Annotated in this window: 14 protein-coding genes; 8 read left to right on the forward strand and 6 right to left on the reverse strand. The window is 68.6% G+C overall.

Annotated features, from left to right (window positions below; all coding sequences use genetic code 11):
• The first annotated feature begins 25 nt into the window (after positions 1–25).
• Entirely contained in the window at positions 26–2,182 is a 2,157-nt protein-coding gene (locus PM1_RS14335; protein ID WP_009622250.1) for a type I secretion system permease/ATPase, read from the forward strand.
• Positions 2,172–3,542, forward strand: coding sequence for an HlyD family type I secretion periplasmic adaptor subunit (locus PM1_RS14340; protein ID WP_009622249.1), 1,371 nt, complete (start codon positions 2,172–2,174; stop codon positions 3,540–3,542). The genes PM1_RS14335 and PM1_RS14340 overlap by 11 nt, the downstream gene beginning before the upstream one ends.
• Positions 3,543–3,943: 401 nt before the next feature.
• On the opposite strand, the gene PM1_RS14345 is transcribed toward PM1_RS14340, so the two are convergent.
• Positions 3,944–4,411, reverse strand: coding sequence for a YbaK/EbsC family protein (locus PM1_RS14345; protein WP_009622248.1), 468 nt, complete (start codon positions 4,409–4,411; stop codon positions 3,944–3,946).
• A 263-nt stretch (positions 4,412–4,674) separates the two neighbouring features.
• Here PM1_RS14345 and PM1_RS14350 point away from each other — a divergent pair, with 263 nt between their 5' ends.
• From PM1_RS14350 to pcaD, 6 genes are all read left to right on the forward strand, one after another.
• Complete coding sequence (locus PM1_RS14350; protein ID WP_009622245.1) at positions 4,675–5,100, forward strand: YciI family protein; 426 nt, start codon at positions 4,675–4,677, stop codon at positions 5,098–5,100.
• 18 nt (positions 5,101–5,118) lie between these two features.
• A complete protein-coding gene (locus tag PM1_RS14355; protein WP_009622243.1) occupies positions 5,119–5,532 on the forward strand; it encodes a VOC family protein in 414 nt (137 codons plus the stop codon).
• Between the two features lie 361 nt (positions 5,533–5,893).
• Positions 5,894–6,742 (forward strand): CoA transferase subunit A, encoded by an 849-nt coding sequence (locus PM1_RS14360; RefSeq protein ID WP_009622241.1) that lies wholly within the window; start codon positions 5,894–5,896, stop codon positions 6,740–6,742.
• A complete protein-coding gene (locus PM1_RS14365; protein ID WP_024128759.1) occupies positions 6,742–7,524 on the forward strand; it encodes a CoA-transferase subunit beta in 783 nt (260 codons plus the stop codon). Before PM1_RS14360 ends, PM1_RS14365 begins: the two co-directional genes overlap by 1 nt.
• On the forward strand, positions 7,521–8,726 hold the full coding sequence (gene pcaF / locus PM1_RS14370; RefSeq protein WP_009622237.1) for a 3-oxoadipyl-CoA thiolase: 1,206 nt from the start codon (positions 7,521–7,523) through the stop codon (positions 8,724–8,726). Before PM1_RS14365 ends, pcaF begins: the two co-directional genes overlap by 4 nt.
• 111 nt (positions 8,727–8,837) lie before the next feature.
• Positions 8,838–9,626, forward strand: a complete 789-nt coding sequence (gene pcaD, locus PM1_RS14375) for a 3-oxoadipate enol-lactonase (protein ID WP_009622236.1) — start codon at positions 8,838–8,840, stop codon at positions 9,624–9,626.
• Positions 9,627–10,007: 381 nt separating this feature from the next.
• Here pcaD and PM1_RS14380 read toward each other — a convergent pair whose 3' ends face one another.
• The 5 genes from PM1_RS14380 to PM1_RS14400 all read right to left on the reverse strand — a co-directional run bounded on the left by PM1_RS14380 (position 10,008) and on the right by PM1_RS14400 (position 17,352).
• The gene (locus tag PM1_RS14380; RefSeq protein ID WP_009622235.1) at positions 10,008–11,960 is read right to left on the reverse strand and encodes an acetoacetate--CoA ligase; all 1,953 of its coding nucleotides are present in this window, start codon (positions 11,958–11,960) and stop codon (positions 10,008–10,010) included.
• 114 nt (positions 11,961–12,074) lie between these two features.
• Entirely contained in the window at positions 12,075–12,845 is a 771-nt protein-coding gene (locus tag PM1_RS14385; RefSeq protein ID WP_009622234.1) for a 3-hydroxybutyrate dehydrogenase, read from the reverse strand.
• A 54-nt stretch (positions 12,846–12,899) separates the two neighbouring features.
• Complete coding sequence (locus PM1_RS14390; protein ID WP_009622233.1) at positions 12,900–14,291, reverse strand: GntP family permease; 1,392 nt, start codon at positions 14,289–14,291, stop codon at positions 12,900–12,902.
• Positions 14,292–14,364: 73 nt separating this feature from the next.
• Positions 14,365–15,630: an OprD family porin gene (locus PM1_RS14395; protein ID WP_009622232.1), complete on the reverse strand. Its 1,266-nt coding sequence runs from the start codon at positions 15,628–15,630 to the stop codon at positions 14,365–14,367.
• A 297-nt stretch (positions 15,631–15,927) separates the two neighbouring features.
• A complete protein-coding gene (locus PM1_RS14400) occupies positions 15,928–17,352 on the reverse strand; it encodes a sigma-54 interaction domain-containing protein (RefSeq protein ID WP_009622231.1) in 1,425 nt (474 codons plus the stop codon).
• Positions 17,353–17,582: the final 230 nt, after the last annotated feature.

The following is a 17,582-nucleotide window of genomic DNA, read 5'->3' on the forward strand; positions in this document are numbered from 1 at the left end:
CCCAACCCTCCCGGAGTAGCCCCGCGTGGATCAGGAAACCAGCCGAGTCCCCTTGAGTCGTGATCCGCGCGTCCTGCTGGACGACCCCCTGCTGGACAGCCTGCTGAGCCTCTGCGCGCTGCACCGCAAGCCGGCCAGCCGGGCCATGCTCACCAGCGGCCTGCCGCTGCCCGGGCAGCGTCTGTCCGCCGAGCTGCTGCCGCGCGCGGCAGCCCGCGCCGGCCTCCAGGGGCGCCTGCTGCGGCGGCCGCTGGAGCGGATCCCGGCCATCGCGCTGCCGGCCATGCTGTTGCTGCGCGACGGCCGCTGCGCCGTGCTGCTGGGCTGGGAGGCCGGCGGCGAGGCGCGCCTGCTGCTCAGCGAAAGCGACGGCGGCGAAGTGCGGGTGGCCCGCGAGCTGCTGGCCGAGGACTACGCCGGCCAGGCCTTCTTCGCCCAGCCGCAGCACCAGCACGACCTGCAGCACGGCGAGATGATCCCCCGCGCGCGGCGCTGGTTCCGCGACACGCTGCTGCGCTCGCGCTGGCTGTACGTCGACGCGGTGGCGGCCAGCCTGCTGATCAACCTCATCGCCCTGGCCGCGCCGCTGTTCGTGATGAACGTCTACGACCGCGTGGTGCCCAACCAGGCCGCCGCCACCCTGTGGGTGCTGGCCGTCGGCATCAGCGGCGCCTACCTGTTCGACCTGCTGCTCAAGACCTTGCGTGGCCTGTGCCTGGACCTGGCCGGCAAGAAGACCGACCTGATCATCAGCGCGACGCTCTTCGAGCGCATCGTCGGCATGGACCTGAAGCAGCGCCCGGCGCGGGTCGGCAGCTTCGCCCAGAACATCCACGAGTTCCAGACGCTGCGCGACTTCCTCGCCTCGCTGACGCTGACCAGCCTGATCGACCTGCCGTTCACCCTGCTGATCCTGCTGGTGATCGGCATCATCGGCGGGCCGCTGGTGTTCGTCCCGCTGCTGGCTTTCCCGCTGGCCGCCGGCATCGGCTGGCTGCTGCAGAAGCCGCTGGTGGAAACCATGAACCGCACCATGGCCCTGGCCGCCGAGCGCCAGTCGAGCCTGATCGAGACCCTCGCCGGGCTCGACGCGGTCAAGGTCAACAACGCCGAGAGCGAGCGCCAGTACCTGTGGGAGCAGACCATCGGCACCCTCGGCCGCCTGGAGCTGCGCGTCAAGCTGCTGTCCAGCCTGGCGATGAACCTGACGCTGCTGATCCAGGCCCTGGCCGGGGTGGTGATGATCATCGGCGGCGTCTACCTGATCATCGCCGGCGACCTCAGCATGGGCGGCCTGATCGCCTGCTACATGCTCAACGGCCGCGCCCTCGGCCCGCTGACCCAGCTTTCCGGGCTGATCCAGCGCTACCAGCAGGCGCGCCTGACCATGCACAGCACCGACCAGATGATGGCCCTGGAACAGGAGCGCAACAGCAGCGAGCGCCCGCTGAGCCGCCAGCAGCTGCGCGGCGGCATCGAGCTGCGCCAGCTGAACTTCGCCTACCCGAACCAGCAGGTCGAGGCGCTGCACGACATCAACCTGGTGATCCGCCCTGGCGAGAAGGTCGGCATCATCGGCCGCAGCGGCTCGGGCAAGAGCTCCCTGGCCAAGCTGATCGTCGGCCTGCACCGTGCCGACAGCGGCAGCCTCTTGGTGGATGGCGTCGACACCCGCCAACTGGACGTCAGCGACCTGCGCCACAACATCGGCTACCTGCCCCAGGACATCAACCTGTTCAGCGGCAGCCTGCGCGACAACCTGGTGGCCGGCGCGCGCTACGTCGACGACGAGACGGCGCTGCGCGCCGCCGAGCTGGCCGGTGTGCACGAGTTCGCCCGGCTGCACCCGCAGGGCTACGAACTGCAGGTGGGCGAGCGCGGCCTGAACCTCTCCGGCGGCCAGCGGCAGAACGTCGCCCTGGCCCGCGCGCTGCTGCTGGACCCGCCGATCCTGCTGCTGGACGAGCCGACCAGCTCCATGGACAACGCCGGCGAAGAACTCCTGAAGCAGCGCCTGCAGCCGCTCATCGCCGACAAGACGCTGCTGCTGGTCACCCACCGCGCCTCCATGCTCAGCCTGGTGGAGCGCCTGGTGATCGTCGACCGCGGGCGGATCATCGCCGACGGGCCGAAGGACGTGGTGCTGGACGCATTGAAGAAGGGGCAGATCAGTGTCGCTTAATCCGTTCGGCCTCTTCGGCCAGTCCATCCGCGGCTATTTCCGTGGCAGCGAAGACCTTTCCGGGCAGCCGCTGCCGGAAGTCAGCAAGGCCCTGGTGGAGGACGCCCCGCGGGTGGTGCGCCTGACCATCTGGGCGCTGGTCGGCTTCGCCCTGTTCCTCGGCCTGTGGGCGCACTTCGCCGAGATCGACGAGGTGACACGCGGCGAAGGCAAGGCGATTCCCTCGTCCAAGGTGCAGAAGATCCAGAACCTGGAGGGCGGCATCGTCTCGCAGATCTTCGTTCACGAAGGCCAGGTGGTACAGGCCGGCGAATCGCTGATGCGCCTGGACCCGACGCGCTTCCAGTCCAACGTCGGCGAGACCGAGGCCGACCGCCTGGCCATGTTCCTGCGCGTGGAGCGCCTTTCCGCCGAGGTGGAGGACCGCGAGCTGCGCATCCCCGACGACGTCCGCGCCAAGGTCCCGGGCCAGGCCGGCAGCGAGGAGGCGCTGTTCCAGAGCCGCCAGCAGCAGCTCAAGGACGAGGTCGCCGGCCTGGAGCAGCAACTGGTGCAGAAGCAGCAGGAGCTGCGCGAGTTCGCCTCCAAGCAGGCGCAGTACCGCAACAGCCTGGAGCTGCTGCGCCAGGAGATCGCCATGTCCGCGCCGCTGGTGGGGCAGGGCGCCATGTCCCAGGTGGAGCTGCTGCGCCTCAAGCGCGCCGAGGTGGAGAACCGCGGCCAGTTGGACGCCACCAGCCTGGCCATCCCCCGCGCCGAGGCGGCGATCAAGGAAGTCGAGCGCAAGGTCGCCGAGACCCGCGCGCGCTTCCGCAGCGACGCGCTCAAGGAACTCAACGAGGCGCGCACCGACCTGAGCAAGGCCGAGGCCACCGGCAAGGCCCTGGAGGACCGGGTCAATCGCACCCTGGTCACCTCGCCGGTGCGCGGCATCGTCAAGCAGCTGCTGGTGAACACCATCGGCGGGGTGATCCAGCCGGGCAGCGACCTGGTGGAAATTGTCCCGCTGGACGACACCCTGCTGGTGGAAGCGCGCATCCGCCCGCAGGACATCGCCTTCCTGCACCCCGGGCAGAAGGCCATGGTCAAGTTCACCGCCTACGACTACACCATCTACGGCGGCCTGCCGGCGGAACTGGAGCAGATAGGTGCCGACACCGTCACCGACGAGGACGGCAACAGCTTCTACCTGATCAAACTGCGCACCCGCAAAAGCCACCTGGGCAGCGACGAGAAACCGCTGCTGATCATCCCCGGGATGGTCGCCAGCGTGGACATCATGACCGGCAAGAAGAGCATCCTCAGCTACCTGCTCAAGCCCATCCTGCGGGCGCGGGCCGAAGCGTTGCGGGAGCGTTGAGGCGTAACCGCTGGACGCTGGCATTTTCGTAGGAGCGAGCTTGCTCGCGAACTGTGTTTCCCGGCGGCTGCGGTGCTTTCGGTGGACTCCGTACCCTCTCCCCAACCCTCTCCCTGAAGGGAGAGGGGGCTGGTCCGTGCCGAGAGGAGGCCTGGTTTCAGCCGGCAGCCACGGTGCTAGCCGGCTGATTCCAGAACATCAGCGTCTGCCCAACGGTCCTCTCTCCCTTCAGGGATAGGGGCTGGTCCGTGCCGAGAGGAGGCCTGGTTTCAGCCGGCAGCCACGGTGCCAGCCGGCTGACTCCAGAACATCAGCGTCTGCCCAACGGTCCTTTCTCCCTTCAGGGAGAGGGCGCTCTTCGTGCTCTTCGAATGCTCCCGCCCCTCAACCCCCACATGACCTCAGACCGGCTCCTGACAGACATCCACCCAATCAGCCTCGACCAGGCTCGCCAGGCGCTCCGGGGCGATGCGCACGGCGCTGTGCAGGGCGCCGGCCGCCGGCAGCACTTCGTCGAAGGCGCGCAGCGACACGTCGCAGTACACCGGCAGCGGGCTGGCCAGGCCGAAGGGGCAGACGCCGCCCACCGGGTGGCCAGTGAGTTCCACCACTTCCTCGGCGCCGAGCATCTTCGCCTTGCCGCCCAGGGCTTCCTTGAGCTTGCGGTTGTCCAGGCGGGCGTCGCCGCGGGCGACCACCAGCACGGTGCGCTCGCCCACCCGCAGCGACAGCGTCTTGGCGATGCGCCCCGGCTCCACGCCGTGGGCCTCGGCGGCCAGGGCGACGGTGGCGGTGCTGGTGTCCAGTTCGATGATGGCGATGTCGGGGGCCTTCTCGGCGAAGAAGGCGCGGACCGATTCCAGGCTCATGCTGGGGCTCCTTGCTCGGGATTTCTCGGGAACCGGCCAATCTAGGGCCTCGGGCGGCGGGCGTCCAGCCTGGCGCGTGCGTTCGTCGCGCCGGCTTGCCCGGTCGCCGGGCCTGTCTATCGTTCTTCCTGTTTGCCGCCACCACCGCCCAGGCGCTGCCGACGAACGGTCTGCGCTGTTGTCGATTGCGCCCCGCGCGCATCGACTACCAGGCAGAGCGGGGCAGTGGGCCCACTCGACTTCACGAGAAGAGGAGAACCACCATGCGCTTCATGGCGATAGTCAAGGCCACCGCGGATTCGGAGGCCGGCGTCATGCCCTCGGAAGAACTGCTGACGGCCATGGGCAAGTTCAACGAGGAGCTGGTCGCCGCCGGGGTGATGCTCGCCGGCGAAGGCCTGCAGCCCAGTTCGAAGGGCGCCCGGGTGCGTTTCGACGGCGCCTCGCGCACGGTCGTCGACGGCCCCTTCGCCGAGACCCGCGAGCTGATCGCCGGCTTCTGGCTGCTGCAGTGCGATTCGCTGCAGGAATGCATCGACTGGATCAAGCGCTGCCCCAGCCCCTTCGACGGCCCGTCGGAGATCGAGATCCGCCAGGTCTTCGAGGCCGAGGACTTCGGCGCCGAATTCACCGAGGAACTGCGCGAGCAGGAAGAACGCCTACGCGCCCGCATCGCCGGCAAGGACTGAGCCGGCAGGAGACTCCAGATGAAAATCCAGGCCTACCTGATCTTTGACGGCAACTGCGAGCAAGCCTTCACCCGCTACGCCGAGGTGCTTGGCGGCAAGCTGCCGATGCTCATGCGCTTCAAGGACGCCCCGGATATGGGGCAGACTCCAGCCGACGCCGCCGACCGCGTGATGCACGTGCGCCTGGAGGTGGGCGACCAGGTGCTGATGGGCTCGGACAACTGCCCACCGATGCCCTACGAGGGCACCAAGGGCGTGTCCGTCTCCCTGCAGGTGGACAGCAAGGCCGAAGCCCGGCGCATCTACGAGGCCCTGAGCGAAGGCGGCCAGGTCACCATGGAACTGCAGCAGACCTTCTGGGCCGCCGCCTTCGCCATGTTCACCGACCGCTTCGGGGTGCCCTGGATGATCAACTGCGAGCAGGACCGCTGATAGGCATATGCCTCCACCGTAGGAGCGCGCCATGCGCGATTGCGGGCATGGCCCGCTAGCGCACGAACGATCATGGCTTTTCGTAGGATGGTGTTGAGCGAAGCGATACCCATCAGCGCAACTGCATGGGTTTCGCAAGCTCAACCCATCCTACGAAGAGCGCCTCGGCGCGGCCTGCAAGACAGTTTCTCCTGCGGGTCCCTGGTCATTTTCGTGGTTTGGGCGGTAGGGGCCTGCAGGTTGGAATTGTTCGATAACCGCACCGATAGTCGATAATCGCATTGTTTGGTTCCCGGCCCCGGCGCTACTGTCTTGCCCATCGGCATCCGCGGATGCCCTGGACCCCAAGACGAGACCGACAATGGCTGAACTCCTGACCCTGCGCGAAGCGGTCGAGCGTTTCGTGAACGACGGCGATACCGTCGCCCTCGAAGGCTTCACCCACCTGATCCCCACCGCCGCTTCCCACGAACTCATCCGCCAGGGCAAGAAAGACCTGCACCTGGTGCGCATGACTCCCGACCTGGTCTACGACCTGCTGATCGGCGCCGGCTGCGCCCGCAAGCTGACCTTCTCCTGGGGCGGCAACCCCGGCGTGGGCTCGCTGCACCGCCTGCGCGACGCGGTGGAGAAGGGCTGGCCGCAGCCGCTGGAAATCGACGAGCACAGCCACGCCGACCTGGCCAACTCCTACGTCGCCGGCGCCTCGGGCCTGCCGTTCGCCGTGCTGCGCGCCTACGCCGGCTCCGACCTGCCGAAGGTCAACCCGAACATCAAGTTCATCAACTGCCCGTTCACCGGTGAGCAGTTGGCCGCCGTGCCCTCGGTGCGCCCGGACGTCACCGTGATCCACGCGCAGAAGGCCGACCGCAAGGGCAACGTGCTGCTGTGGGGCATCCTCGGCGTGCAGAAGGAAGCCGCCCTGGCCGCCAAGCGCTGCATCGTCACCGTGGAAGAGATCGTCGACGACCTCAACGCGCCGATGAACGCCTGCGTGCTGCCGACCTGGGCGCTGTCTGCCGTCTGCCACGTGCCCGGCGGCGCGCACCCGTCCTACGCCCACGGCTACTACGAGCGCGACAACCGCTTCTACCAGGCCTGGGACCCGATCGCCCGCGACCGCGAGACCTTCACCGCCTGGATCGACACCTACATCCGCGGCACCAAGGATTTCGCCGAGTTCCAGAAGAAAATCGCGGAGGGCAAATGATGAGCGCCTACAGCACCAATGAAATGATGACCGTGGCCGCCGCCCGCCGCCTGAAGAACGGCGCGGTCTGCTTCGTCGGCATCGGCTTGCCGTCCAAGGCCGCCAACCTGGCTCGCCTGACCTCCTCGCCGGACGTGGTCCTGATCTACGAATCCGGCCCCATCGGCGCCAAGCCCAGCGTGCTGCCGCTGTCCATCGGCGACGGCGAGCTGGCCGAAACCGCCGACACCGTGGTGCCCACCGGCGAAATCTTCCGCTACTGGCTGCAGGGCGGGCGCATCGACGTCGGCTTCCTCGGCGCCGCCCAGGTCGACCGCTTCGGCAACATCAACACCACCGTCATCGGCGACTACGACAAGCCGAAAGTGCGCCTGCCCGGCGCCGGCGGCGCCCCGGAGATCGCCGGTTCGGCCAAGGAAGTGCTGATCATCCTCAAGCAGTCGCACCGCACCTTCGTCGACAAGCTGGCCTTCATCACCTCGGTCGGCCATGGCGAGGGCGGCGACCACCGCCAGCAGCTCGGCCTGCCCGGCAAGGGCCCGGTGGCGATCATCACCGACCTGTGCATCATGGAGCCGGAGGCCGGCAGCAACGAATTCATCGTCACCTCGCTGCACCCGGGCGTGAGCCGCGAGCAGGTGATCGAGAACACCGGCTGGGCCATCCGCTTCGCCGAGCAGGTCGTCGAGACCGTGGCGCCCACCGAGGTCGAGCTGCAAGCCCTGCGCGCCCTGGAAGCCCGCACCGCGGCCGCCCACGGCCAGCAAGGGGGTGAGGAATGAGCCGCGAGGTCTACATCTGCGACGCCGTGCGCACGCCCATCGGCCGCTTCGGCGGCTCGCTCTCGGCGGTGCGCGCCGACGACCTGGCGGCCACCCCGATCAAGGCCCTGGTCGAGCGCAACCCGCAGGTCGACTGGGCGCAGCTGGACGAGGTCTACCTCGGCTGCGCCAACCAGGCCGGCGAGGACAACCGCAACGTCGCGCGCATGGCGCTGCTGCTGGCCGGCCTGCCGGAGAGCATCCCCGGCGTGACCCTCAACCGCCTCTGCGCCTCGGGCATGGACGCGGTGGGTACGGCCTTCCGCGCCATCGCCAGCGGCGAGATCGAGCTGGCCATCGCCGGCGGCGTGGAGTCCATGTCCCGCGCGCCCTACGTGATGGGCAAGGCGGACAGCGCCTTCGGCCGCGGCCAGAAGATCGAGGACACCACCATCGGCTGGCGCTTCATCAACCCGCTGATGAAGGCCCAGTATGGCGTCGACGCGATGCCGCAGACTGCCGACAACGTCGCCGACGACTACAAGGTCAGCCGCGCCGACCAGGACGCCTTCGCCCTGCGCAGCCAGCAACTGGCCGGGCGCGCCCAGGCCGCCGGCTACTTCGCCGAGGAAATCGTCCCGGTGGTGATCAAGGGCAAGAAGGGCGAGACCGTCGTCGACACCGACGAGCACCCGCGCCCGGACACCACTCTCGAAGCCCTGGCCAAGCTCAAACCGGTCAACGGCCCGGACAAAACCGTCACCGCCGGCAACGCCTCGGGCGTCAACGACGGCTCGGTGGCGCTGATCCTGGCTTCCGCCGAAGCGGTGAAGAAACATGGCCTGAAACCCCGCGCCAAGGTGCTGGGCATGGCCAGCGCCGGCGTCGCCCCGCGGGTGATGGGCATCGGCCCGGTGCCGGCGGTGCGCAAGCTGCTGGAGCGCCTGAACCTGGCGGTGGGCGACTTCGACGTCATCGAACTGAACGAGGCCTTCGCCGCCCAGGGCCTGGCGGTCACCCGCGAACTGGGCATCGCCGACGACGACGCGCGGGTCAACCCCAACGGCGGCGCCATCGCCCTCGGCCACCCGCTGGGCGCCAGCGGCGCACGCCTGGTCCTGACCGCCGTGCACCAGCTGGAGAAGAGCGGCGGCAAGCGCGGCCTGTGCACCATGTGCGTGGGCGTGGGGCAGGGCGTTGCGCTGGCTGTCGAGCGCGTCTGAACGGTCGTCACTCCCGGTAGGATGGGTGGAGCGCAGCGATACCCATCTTCCTGGCAAAATCCCCGACGCCCGCCCCGAGCGGGCGTCGTTCCTGATTCAACGGAGTCCCCGATGCCTACCGTCAAGCTCGCCGACGGCGAACTGAACTACCGCCTCGAAGGCCCGGCCGGCGCGCCGGTGCTGGTGCTGTCCAACTCCCTGGGCACCGACCTGCACATGTGGGACGCGCAGATCCCGGCCTTCACCCAACACTTCCAGGTGCTGCGCTACGACACCCGCGGCCACGGCGCCTCGCTGGTCAGCGCAGGCCCCTACAGCATCGAGCAGCTCGGTGGCGACGTGCTGGCCCTGCTGGACGCGCTGAACATCGCCAGGGCCAGCTTCTGCGGCCTGTCCATGGGCGGCCTGATCGGCCAGTGGCTGGCGATCAACGCCCCCGAGCGCATCGAGCGCCTGGTGCTGTGCAATACCGCTGCGAAGATCGGCACCCCGGAAGTCTGGAATCCGCGCATCGACACCGTGCTCTCCGGCGGCGCCCAGGCCATGCGCGACCTGCGCGATGCTTCCATCTCGCGCTGGTTCACCGCCGACTTCGCCGAGGCCCAGCCGGGCAAGGTCGAGCCCATCGTGGCCATGCTGGCGCAGACCTCGCCGGAAGGCTACGCGGCCAACTGCGCCGCGGTGCGCGACGCCGACTTCCGCGAACAGCTGGGCGCCATCCGCGCGCCGACCCTGGTCGTCTGCGGCAGCGGCGACCCGGTGACTACCACCGAGCACGGCCGCTTCATGCAGGAGCGCATCCAGGGTGCCGAGCTGGTGGAATTCCACGCCGCGCACCTGTCCAACGTCCAGGCCGGCGAGGCCTTCAGCGACAAGGTGCTGGCCTTCCTCCGCGCTTGATGCGCCTATCTTGCCGACTGCACCGAGGTGCTTTCGTAGGATGGGTTGAGCTTGCGAAACCCATGCTGCCATGGTGATGGGCATCGCTTCGCTCAACCCATCCTACGGGGGGCCAGCCGCGGTGTGTCCATGTAGGAGCGCGCCCTGCGCGCGATTCGCGGGCAGGGCCCGCTCCTACAGGTTCACGCCGAACGGCTCCCTCTCCCTCTGGGAGAGGGCTGGAAGTCAGGCGTAATCGCGGATAAATCCGCTCCTACAGGTTGACGCCGAATTTTCCGTTCGCGCCGAACGGCTCCCTCTCCCTTTGGGAGAGGGCTGGGGTGAGGGAACGGAATCCCCTCGAACCCCAGCGGCCCCGGCCAACACCGTCGATTGCCCGCATCAGGATTTCAACTCCTCCAGCTCCCGATACAACTCCAGCGCCTGCGGGTTGGCCAGGGCGTCGGTGTTCTTCACCGGCCTGCCGTGCACCACGTTGCGTACCGCCAGCTCGACTATCTTGCCGCTGAGGGTGCGGGGGATGTCGGCCACCGCGATGATCTTCGCCGGCACGTGGCGCGGGGTGGTGTTGGCGCGGATGGTCCGGCGGATTTTCTCTTGTAGCGACTCGTCCAGCTGCACGCCTTCGCGCAGGCGCACGAACAGCACCACGCGCACGTCGCCTTGCCAGTCCTGGCCGATGGCGATGGATTCCAGCACCTCGTCGACCTTTTCCACCTGGCGGTAGATTTCCGCCGTGCCGATGCGCACGCCGCCGGGGTTGAGCACGGCGTCGGAGCGGCCGTGGATCACCAGGCCGCCGTGGGCGGTTTCCTCGGCGTAGTCGCCGTGGGCCCAGATGCCGGGGAAGGTGGCGAAGTAGGCGTCGTGGAATTTCTCGCCCTGCGGATCGTTCCAGAAACCCACCGGGATCGACGGGAAATGCCGGGTGCAGACCAGCTCGCCCTTGCCGCTGCGCAGGCGCCTGCCGTCGTCGTCCCAGACCTCCACCGCCATGCCCAGGCCCTTGCATTGCAGCTCGCCGCGCCACACCGGCGCCGTGGGGTTGCCCAGGGCGAAGCAGGAGACGATGTCGGTGCCGCCGGAGATGGACGACAGGCACAGGTCGGCCTTGATGTCGCGGTAGACGTAGTCGAAGCTCTCGTGGGCCAGCGGTGAGCCGGTGGAGAGGAGCGTCTGCAGGCTGTCCAGGCTATGCGTCTGCGCCGGGCGCACGCCGGCTTTCTCCAGCGCGGCGATGTACTTGGCGCTGGTGCCGAAGACCTTGATGGCCTCGGCGTCGACCAGGTCCATCAGCCGCTCCGGGCCGGGGTGGAAGGGCGAGCCGTCGTAGAGCACCAGGCTGGCGCCCACCGCCAGGCCCGAGACCAACCAGTTCCACATCATCCAGCCGCAGGTGGTGTAGTAGAACAGCACGTCGCCGGAGTACAGGTCGGTGTGCAGCGCGTGTTCCTTGAGGTGCTGCAGCAGCACGCCGCCGGTGGAGTGGACGATGCACTTGGGCACGCCGGTGGTGCCGCTGGAGTAGAGGATGTACAGCGGATGGGCGAAGGGCACCGGGGTGAATTCGGGTTCGCCGCCGCTCTGGTAGAAGTCGTTCCACAGGGTAGTTAGAGCAACTGACTTGTAATCAGTTGGGCGAGCCTCTGGCCGCGCGTAGGGCACCACCACCAGTTGCTGCAGCGATGGCAGCTTTTCCAGTATCTCGTTGAGCTTGCCGGTCAGGTCCAGCACCTTGCCGGCGTAGCGGTAGCCGGCGCAGGCGATCAGCACCTTGGGCTCGATCTGGCCGAAGCGGTCGATCACCCCCTGGGTGCCGAAGTCCGGCGAGCAGCTCGACCAGGTGGCGCCCAGGCTGGTGGCGGCGAGCATCCCCACCAGGGTCTGCCAGGTGTTGGGCATGAAGGCCGCCACGCGGTCGCCCACGCCCACCCCGGCAGCGCGCAGGCTGCGTTGCAGGCCGGCGACCTGGGCGGCCAGCTCGGCATGGCTGAGGCTTTCGCGGCTGCCGTCTTCGCCTATGGCCACCACTGCCGTGGCTTCGTCGCGGCGGCGCAGCAGGTGTTCGGCGAAGTTCAGGGTGGCGCCGGGGAACCAGCGCGCGTCGGGCATCCGCGGGCCTTCCTCCAGCACCGTGCGCGGCGGGCTGTGGAAGCGCACGTCGAAGCTGTCGACGATGGCCTGCCAGAAGGCCTCGCGGTGCTCGATGCTCCAGGCGTGCAGGGCGGGGTAGTCGGCTAGCGCCAGGCCATGGCGCTGGTTGACCTGCCGGCGGAAGGCGTCCATCCGGCTGGCGGCGATGCGTTCGGCGGAAGGGGTCCACAAGGGCTTCATAGGGGCGTCCGTCCATCCACTGCTTGTCCAGCAAGTGTGGCACGGGATTGCGACGTCTTCCGCCCGGCGACGATCCGGCGCTGGCCCCCGCCGGCTGGCGGCGGGGGCGGACGCTCACTGGGCGACCCAGCCGCCGTCCATGTTCCAGGCGGCGCCGCGCACCTGGGCGGCGGCCTCGCTGCAGAGGAACAGCGCCAGCTCGCCCAGTTGTTCGGGGGTGACGAACTCCAGCGACGGCTGCTTTTCCGCCAGCAGGTCGTGGCGCGCCTGCTCGGGGCTGGCGCCTTCGGCTATGCGCGCGTCTATCTGCTTCTGCACCAGCGGCGTCAGCACCCAGCCGGGGCAGATGGCGTTGCAGGTGATGGGCGTGGTGGCGGTTTCCAGGGCGACACTCTTGGTCAGGCCGATCACCCCATGCTTGGCGGCGACGTAGGCGCTCTTGCCGGCGGAGGCCACCAGGCCGTGGGTGGAGGCGACGTTGACGATGCGCCCCCAGTTGCGCCGGCGCATGCCCGGCAGCGCCAGGCGCGTGCTGTGGAACACCGCGGAGAGGTTGATGGCGATGATCGCGTTCCAGCGTTCCACCGGGAAGTCTTCCACGGCGTCCACGTGCTGGATGCCGGCGTTGTTGACCAGGATGTCCAGCGCGCCGAACTCGCGCTCGACGTAGGCGATCATCTCGGCGATCTGCGCCGGCTCGGCCATGTCCGCCGGGTGGTGGCCGATCCGCGTGCCGTGGCGGCCCAGCTCGGTCAGGGCGCCCTCGACATCGCCGAAGCCGTTGATCACCACCTGGGCGCCGGCCGCGGCCAGGCTGTGGGCGATGCCCAGGCCGATGCCGCTGGTGGCGCCGGTGACCAGCGCGATCTTGCCTTTGAGGTTCATGGTCGTTTCTCCTGCCTGTGGCGGCCCCAGCGGGCCGCCGGGTGGTGCTCGGCATCAAACGATGCCGGTTGCGTAGAAGGTAGCGATCACCACGAAGACCGCCAGGGTCTTGATCAGGGTGATGGCGAAAATGTCCTTGTAGGCCTCGCGGTGGGTCAGCCCGGTGACCGCCAGCAGGGTGATGACCGCGCCGTTGTGCGGCAGCGTGTCCATCCCGCCGCTGGCCATGGCGGCGACGCGGTGCAGCACCTCCAGGGGGATGTTGGCGGCGTGGGCGGCGGCGATGAACTGCTCGGACATGGCCGCCAGGGCGATGCTCATGCCGCCGGAGGCCGAGCCGGTGATGCCGGCCAGGGTGGTGACGGTGATGGCTTCGTTGACCAGCGGGTTGGGGATGCTCTTGAGCGCATCGGCCAGCACCAGGAAGCCCGGCAGCGAGGCGATGACCGCGCCGAAGCCGTATTCCGAGGCGGTGTTCATGGCCGCCAGCAGGGCGCCGGACACCGCGGTCTTGCTGCCTTCGGCGAGGCGGCTGCGGATCGCCCGGTAGCTGCTGACCAGTACCAGCAGGATGCCCAGCAGCAGCGCCGCCTGCACCGCCCAGATGCCGGTGAGCTTGCTCACGTCGCTGGCCACCGGCGCGGCCATGCCGGCCAGCTGCAGGCTGTGAGTCTTGCCGTAGAGCTGCGGAATCCAGTGGGTGAACAGCAGGTTGGCCACGCCCACCAGCACCAGCGGCGACAGCGCCAGCAGCGGGTGGGGCAGGGCGATGTCGCTGGCGGTTTCCGGCTCGTTGCGCAGCTCGTGGCCGTAGCCCTCGCCGGCGGCGCGGGCGCGTCCGGCCTGGCGGCGCAGGAACAGCATGCCGACGAAGAACACGAACAGGCTGCCGATCAGCCCCAGCCAGGGCGCGGCCCAGCCGTTGGTGCCGAAGAAGGCGGTGGGGATGATGTTCTGGATCTGCGGGGTGCCGGGCAGGGCGTCCATGGTGAAGCTGAAGGCGCCCAGGGCGATGGTCGCCGGGATCAGCCGCTTGGGGATGTCGCTCTGGCGGAACATCTCGGCGGCGAAGGGGTACACCGCGAACACCACCACGAACAGCGACACGCCGCCGTAGGTGAGCAGGGCGCACACCAGCACTATCACCAGCATGGCCTGGCGGGTGCCGAGCAGGCGGATGGCCGCCGCGACTATGGAGCGCGAGAAGCCCGACAGCTCGATGAGCTTGCCGAACACGGCGCCGAGCAGGAACACCGGGAAGTAGAGTTTGACGAAGCCGACCATCTTCTCCATGAACACGCCGGTGAAGGCCGGCGCCACCGCCGACGGGTCGGTGAGGAGCACGGCGAGCAGCGCCGCGATAGGGGCGAAGAGGATGACGCTGTAGCCGCGGTAGGCGGCCAGCATCAGCAGGGCGAGGGCGGCGAGGGCGATGACCACGCTCATGGGCAGTTCTCCTGGAGCCGCGCGGCGCCGTGGCCGCGCATGATTATTGTGATGGTGGCGCGAATGCCGGCGATTACCAGAGCGGCAGCACGTAGCTGAGGATCAGCCGGTTCTCGTCCAGGTCGTTGCCGAAGTGGCTGGAACGCACGGTAGCGTTGCGCCATTTGACGCCGAAGTTCTTCAGCGGGCCGCTCTGCACCACGTAGCCGATGTCCGTGTTGCGCTCCCACTCCTTGCCCTCCGGCTTGCCGGCGCCCAGCTCGATGTCGTCGCCGAACAGGTAGCGCGTCATGAAGGTCAGGCCGGGCACGCCCAGGGCGGCGAAGTCATAGTCGTAGCGTAGCTGCCAGGACTTCTCGTCGCGGTTGGCGAAGTCGCCGATCTGCACGAAGTTGACCAGGAAGGCGTCGGTGCCGCCGATGTAGGCGAAGCCGGTGTCGCCGTTCATGACCTGGTAGCCGGCGCCGAAGGCATGGCCGCCGAGGCTGTAGGTGAGCATGGCGCCGAAGGCGCGGTTGTCGACGTTGCTGTGGCCGTCGTCCTTGGAGCGGGCGAAGCGCAGGTCGGTCTTCAGCGATTGGCCTTCGGCGATGGGCAGCACGTGCAGCAGGTTGACGATGTGCTGGTCGTACAGGCCGTCGAGCCTGGCGTAGTTGTAGCCGGTGGTCAGCTGCGGCGTCCATTTGTAGCTCAGGCCGGCGAAGTCGAAGCGGTCGCTGTCGGCGCTGGCGACGATGCCGCGGGCGTTGCCGGTGGTGAGCGTCATGTCCTCGCTGTCGGAGGAATCGCGCTGGCTGACCTGGCGCAGGCGGCCGGCGTCGAAGGTCAGGCCGGCGAATTCGGCGGAATTCAGGTGCGCGCCCTGGAAGGTCTGCGGCAGCAGGCGCGAGTCGTTGGCCAGCACGCTGGGCAGCTTGGGCAGCAGGGTGCCGACCTTGAGCACGCTGTGGGAGGCGCGCAGCTTGGCGGTCAGGCCCAGCTCGCTGTAGTCGTCCTGGGCGCCGTGGACCTTCTCGCGATCGCGCGGCAGCAGGCCGGAGCCGGCGCGGTCGGGGCTGGAGTCGAGCTTCACGCCCAGCAGGCCGATGGCGTCGACGCCCACGCCTATGGTCCCCTCGGTGAAGCCGGATTCGTAGCGCAGCAGGAAGCCCTGCGCCCATTCCTCCTGTTTCGACTGGGGCGCGGCGTCCTGGCGGAAATCACGGTTGAAGTAGAAGTTGCGCAGTTCGAGGCTGGCCTTGCTGTCGGCGAGGAAATCGGCCTGGACGGGGAGCGCGATGCCGAGGGTGGAGCCCAGGGTGGCGAGGGCGACGGCATGGTTGAGCGGGGTTCTGCTCATGTTTGCTAGTACTCCTGGCGCGGCGCGGCGGCGAACCGGGGCGGGCCGTGGGCCCCGTGGGTAACGTTCGTGCGCGGACGGCGTTGGTTGTTGTTATGTCGGCGTGCGGCGGATGGCCGCTCGGGCCGGATAGCGAGAACCGTGCCAGATGTTTAACTAGTTGATTTTAAAGGGATTTATTTTGGTTTGCGGAAAGCGTGCGCCGGGCTTTGTCTCCATTCGTGGACAAAGACGGTTGCCATGTACCTGAAGGCGCGTGGAATCCGGGTTGTCTCTGAATATAGAAAAGTCTCTATTTCAGGACGAAAGGCCCAGGGCGGCCATCTTCTTGTACAGCGTCGAGCGGCCCAGCCCCAGGCGCCGCGCGGCCGCCTCGACGTTGCCGGCCTGTTCGGCCAGCACGTTGCCGATCAGCTCGCGTTCGAAGGCTTCGCGCGCGGCGTAGAAGTCCTGGCCCTCGGCCAGGCTGGCGCGGTTGCCGTCCGTTTGCGCCGGCGGCGCCTGCAGCGGGCCGAGGGCGGCGCGCAGGGCCTGGGCGTCCAGTTGCGCCCGGTCGTTGAGCAGCACGGTGCGCTCCAGCAGGTTGCGCAACTCGCGCACGTTGCCCGGCCAGGCGTGGCGGCGCAGCAGGGCGAGGGCGTCGGCGTCCAGCTCGTAGAGGGCGTGGTTGTCCTCGCGCAGGTCGTCGAGGATCGCCTCGCACAGCGCCGGCAGGTCCTCCAGGCGCTCGCGCAGCGGCGGTATCCCGATGGGTACCACGTTGATGCGGTAGTACAGGTCGGCGCGGAAGCGGCCCTCGCGCACGGCCTTGTCCAGGTCGATGGAGGTGGCCGCGATCAGCCGCACGTCGCTGCGCAGCACTTCGTTGGAGCCTACCGGCTCGAATTCCTTTTCCTGCAGCACGCGCAGCAGCTTGCTCTGCAGCGGCAGGGGCATGTCGCCGATCTCGTCGAGGAACAGGGTGCCGCCCTGGGCGATCTGCAGCTTGCCCGGGCGGCCCTTGCGGTCGGCGCCGGTGAAGGCGCCCGGCGCGGTGCCGAAGAATTCCGCCTCCAGCAGGGTTTCCGGAATGGCCGCGGCGTTGATGCTGACGAAGGCCTTGCCGGCCCGCGCCGAGGCGCTGTGGATGGCGTGGGCGAGCAGCTCCTTGCCGGTGCCGGTCTCGCCCAGCAGCAGCACCGGCGCCTCGCTGGTGGCGGCGCGGCGGGCGCGGCGCTTGACCTCCAGGCTGGCGCTGCCGTTGCCGATGAAGTGCGCCAGGCTGTACTTGGCTTGGCGCGCCTGCAGCAGCGAGCGGGTGGAGGCCAGCTCCTGGCGCATGCGCTGGTAGCGGCTGAGCAGCGGCGACAGCGAGCGCAGCTCGTCGAACAGGGCGAAGCCGATGGCGCCGATGACCTGCCCGGCATCGTCGCGGATCGGCATGCGCATCACCACCAGCGGGTCGCGCGGCATGTCGAGGATGTCCAGCAGCATCGGCCGGCCACTGCGCACCACCTCGCGCATCAGGCTGCCGGGGATCACGCTCTCCACTGGCCGGCCGACGGCCTGCTCGGCCTCGTCCAGGCCGAAGCGCTGGGCATAGCGCTGGTTGATCCAGACGATATTGGCGTCGCGGTCGACGATCACGGTGCCCTCGCTGAACTGCTCGAAGATCTCGAACAGCGAGCGGATCGCCAGCTGGCGGACGCTCTGGTAGTCCGTGAGGGGGGAGTTGTCGTGCATGGGCGGCCTGGTGCTTGGGGGGCTTTGAGCGGGCACTGTACCGGGATGTGGGAGGTGGGTCAGTAGGGAAGGGCGGAGTATGGGTTGGGCTCTGGTGTGGCGAGGGAGCCCGTAACCCTCTCCCCAGCCCTCGGCTGCGCGCCCCGCCCTGAAGGGAGAGGGGGCTAGTCCGTGCCGAGAGAAGGCCAGGTTTCAGCCGGCAGTCTCTGTGCTAGCCGGCTAACGCCGAA

This window comes from Pseudomonas sp. M1 (assembly GCF_022760135.1).
GTDB lineage: Bacteria > Pseudomonadota > Gammaproteobacteria > Pseudomonadales > Pseudomonadaceae > Pseudomonas > Pseudomonas citronellolis.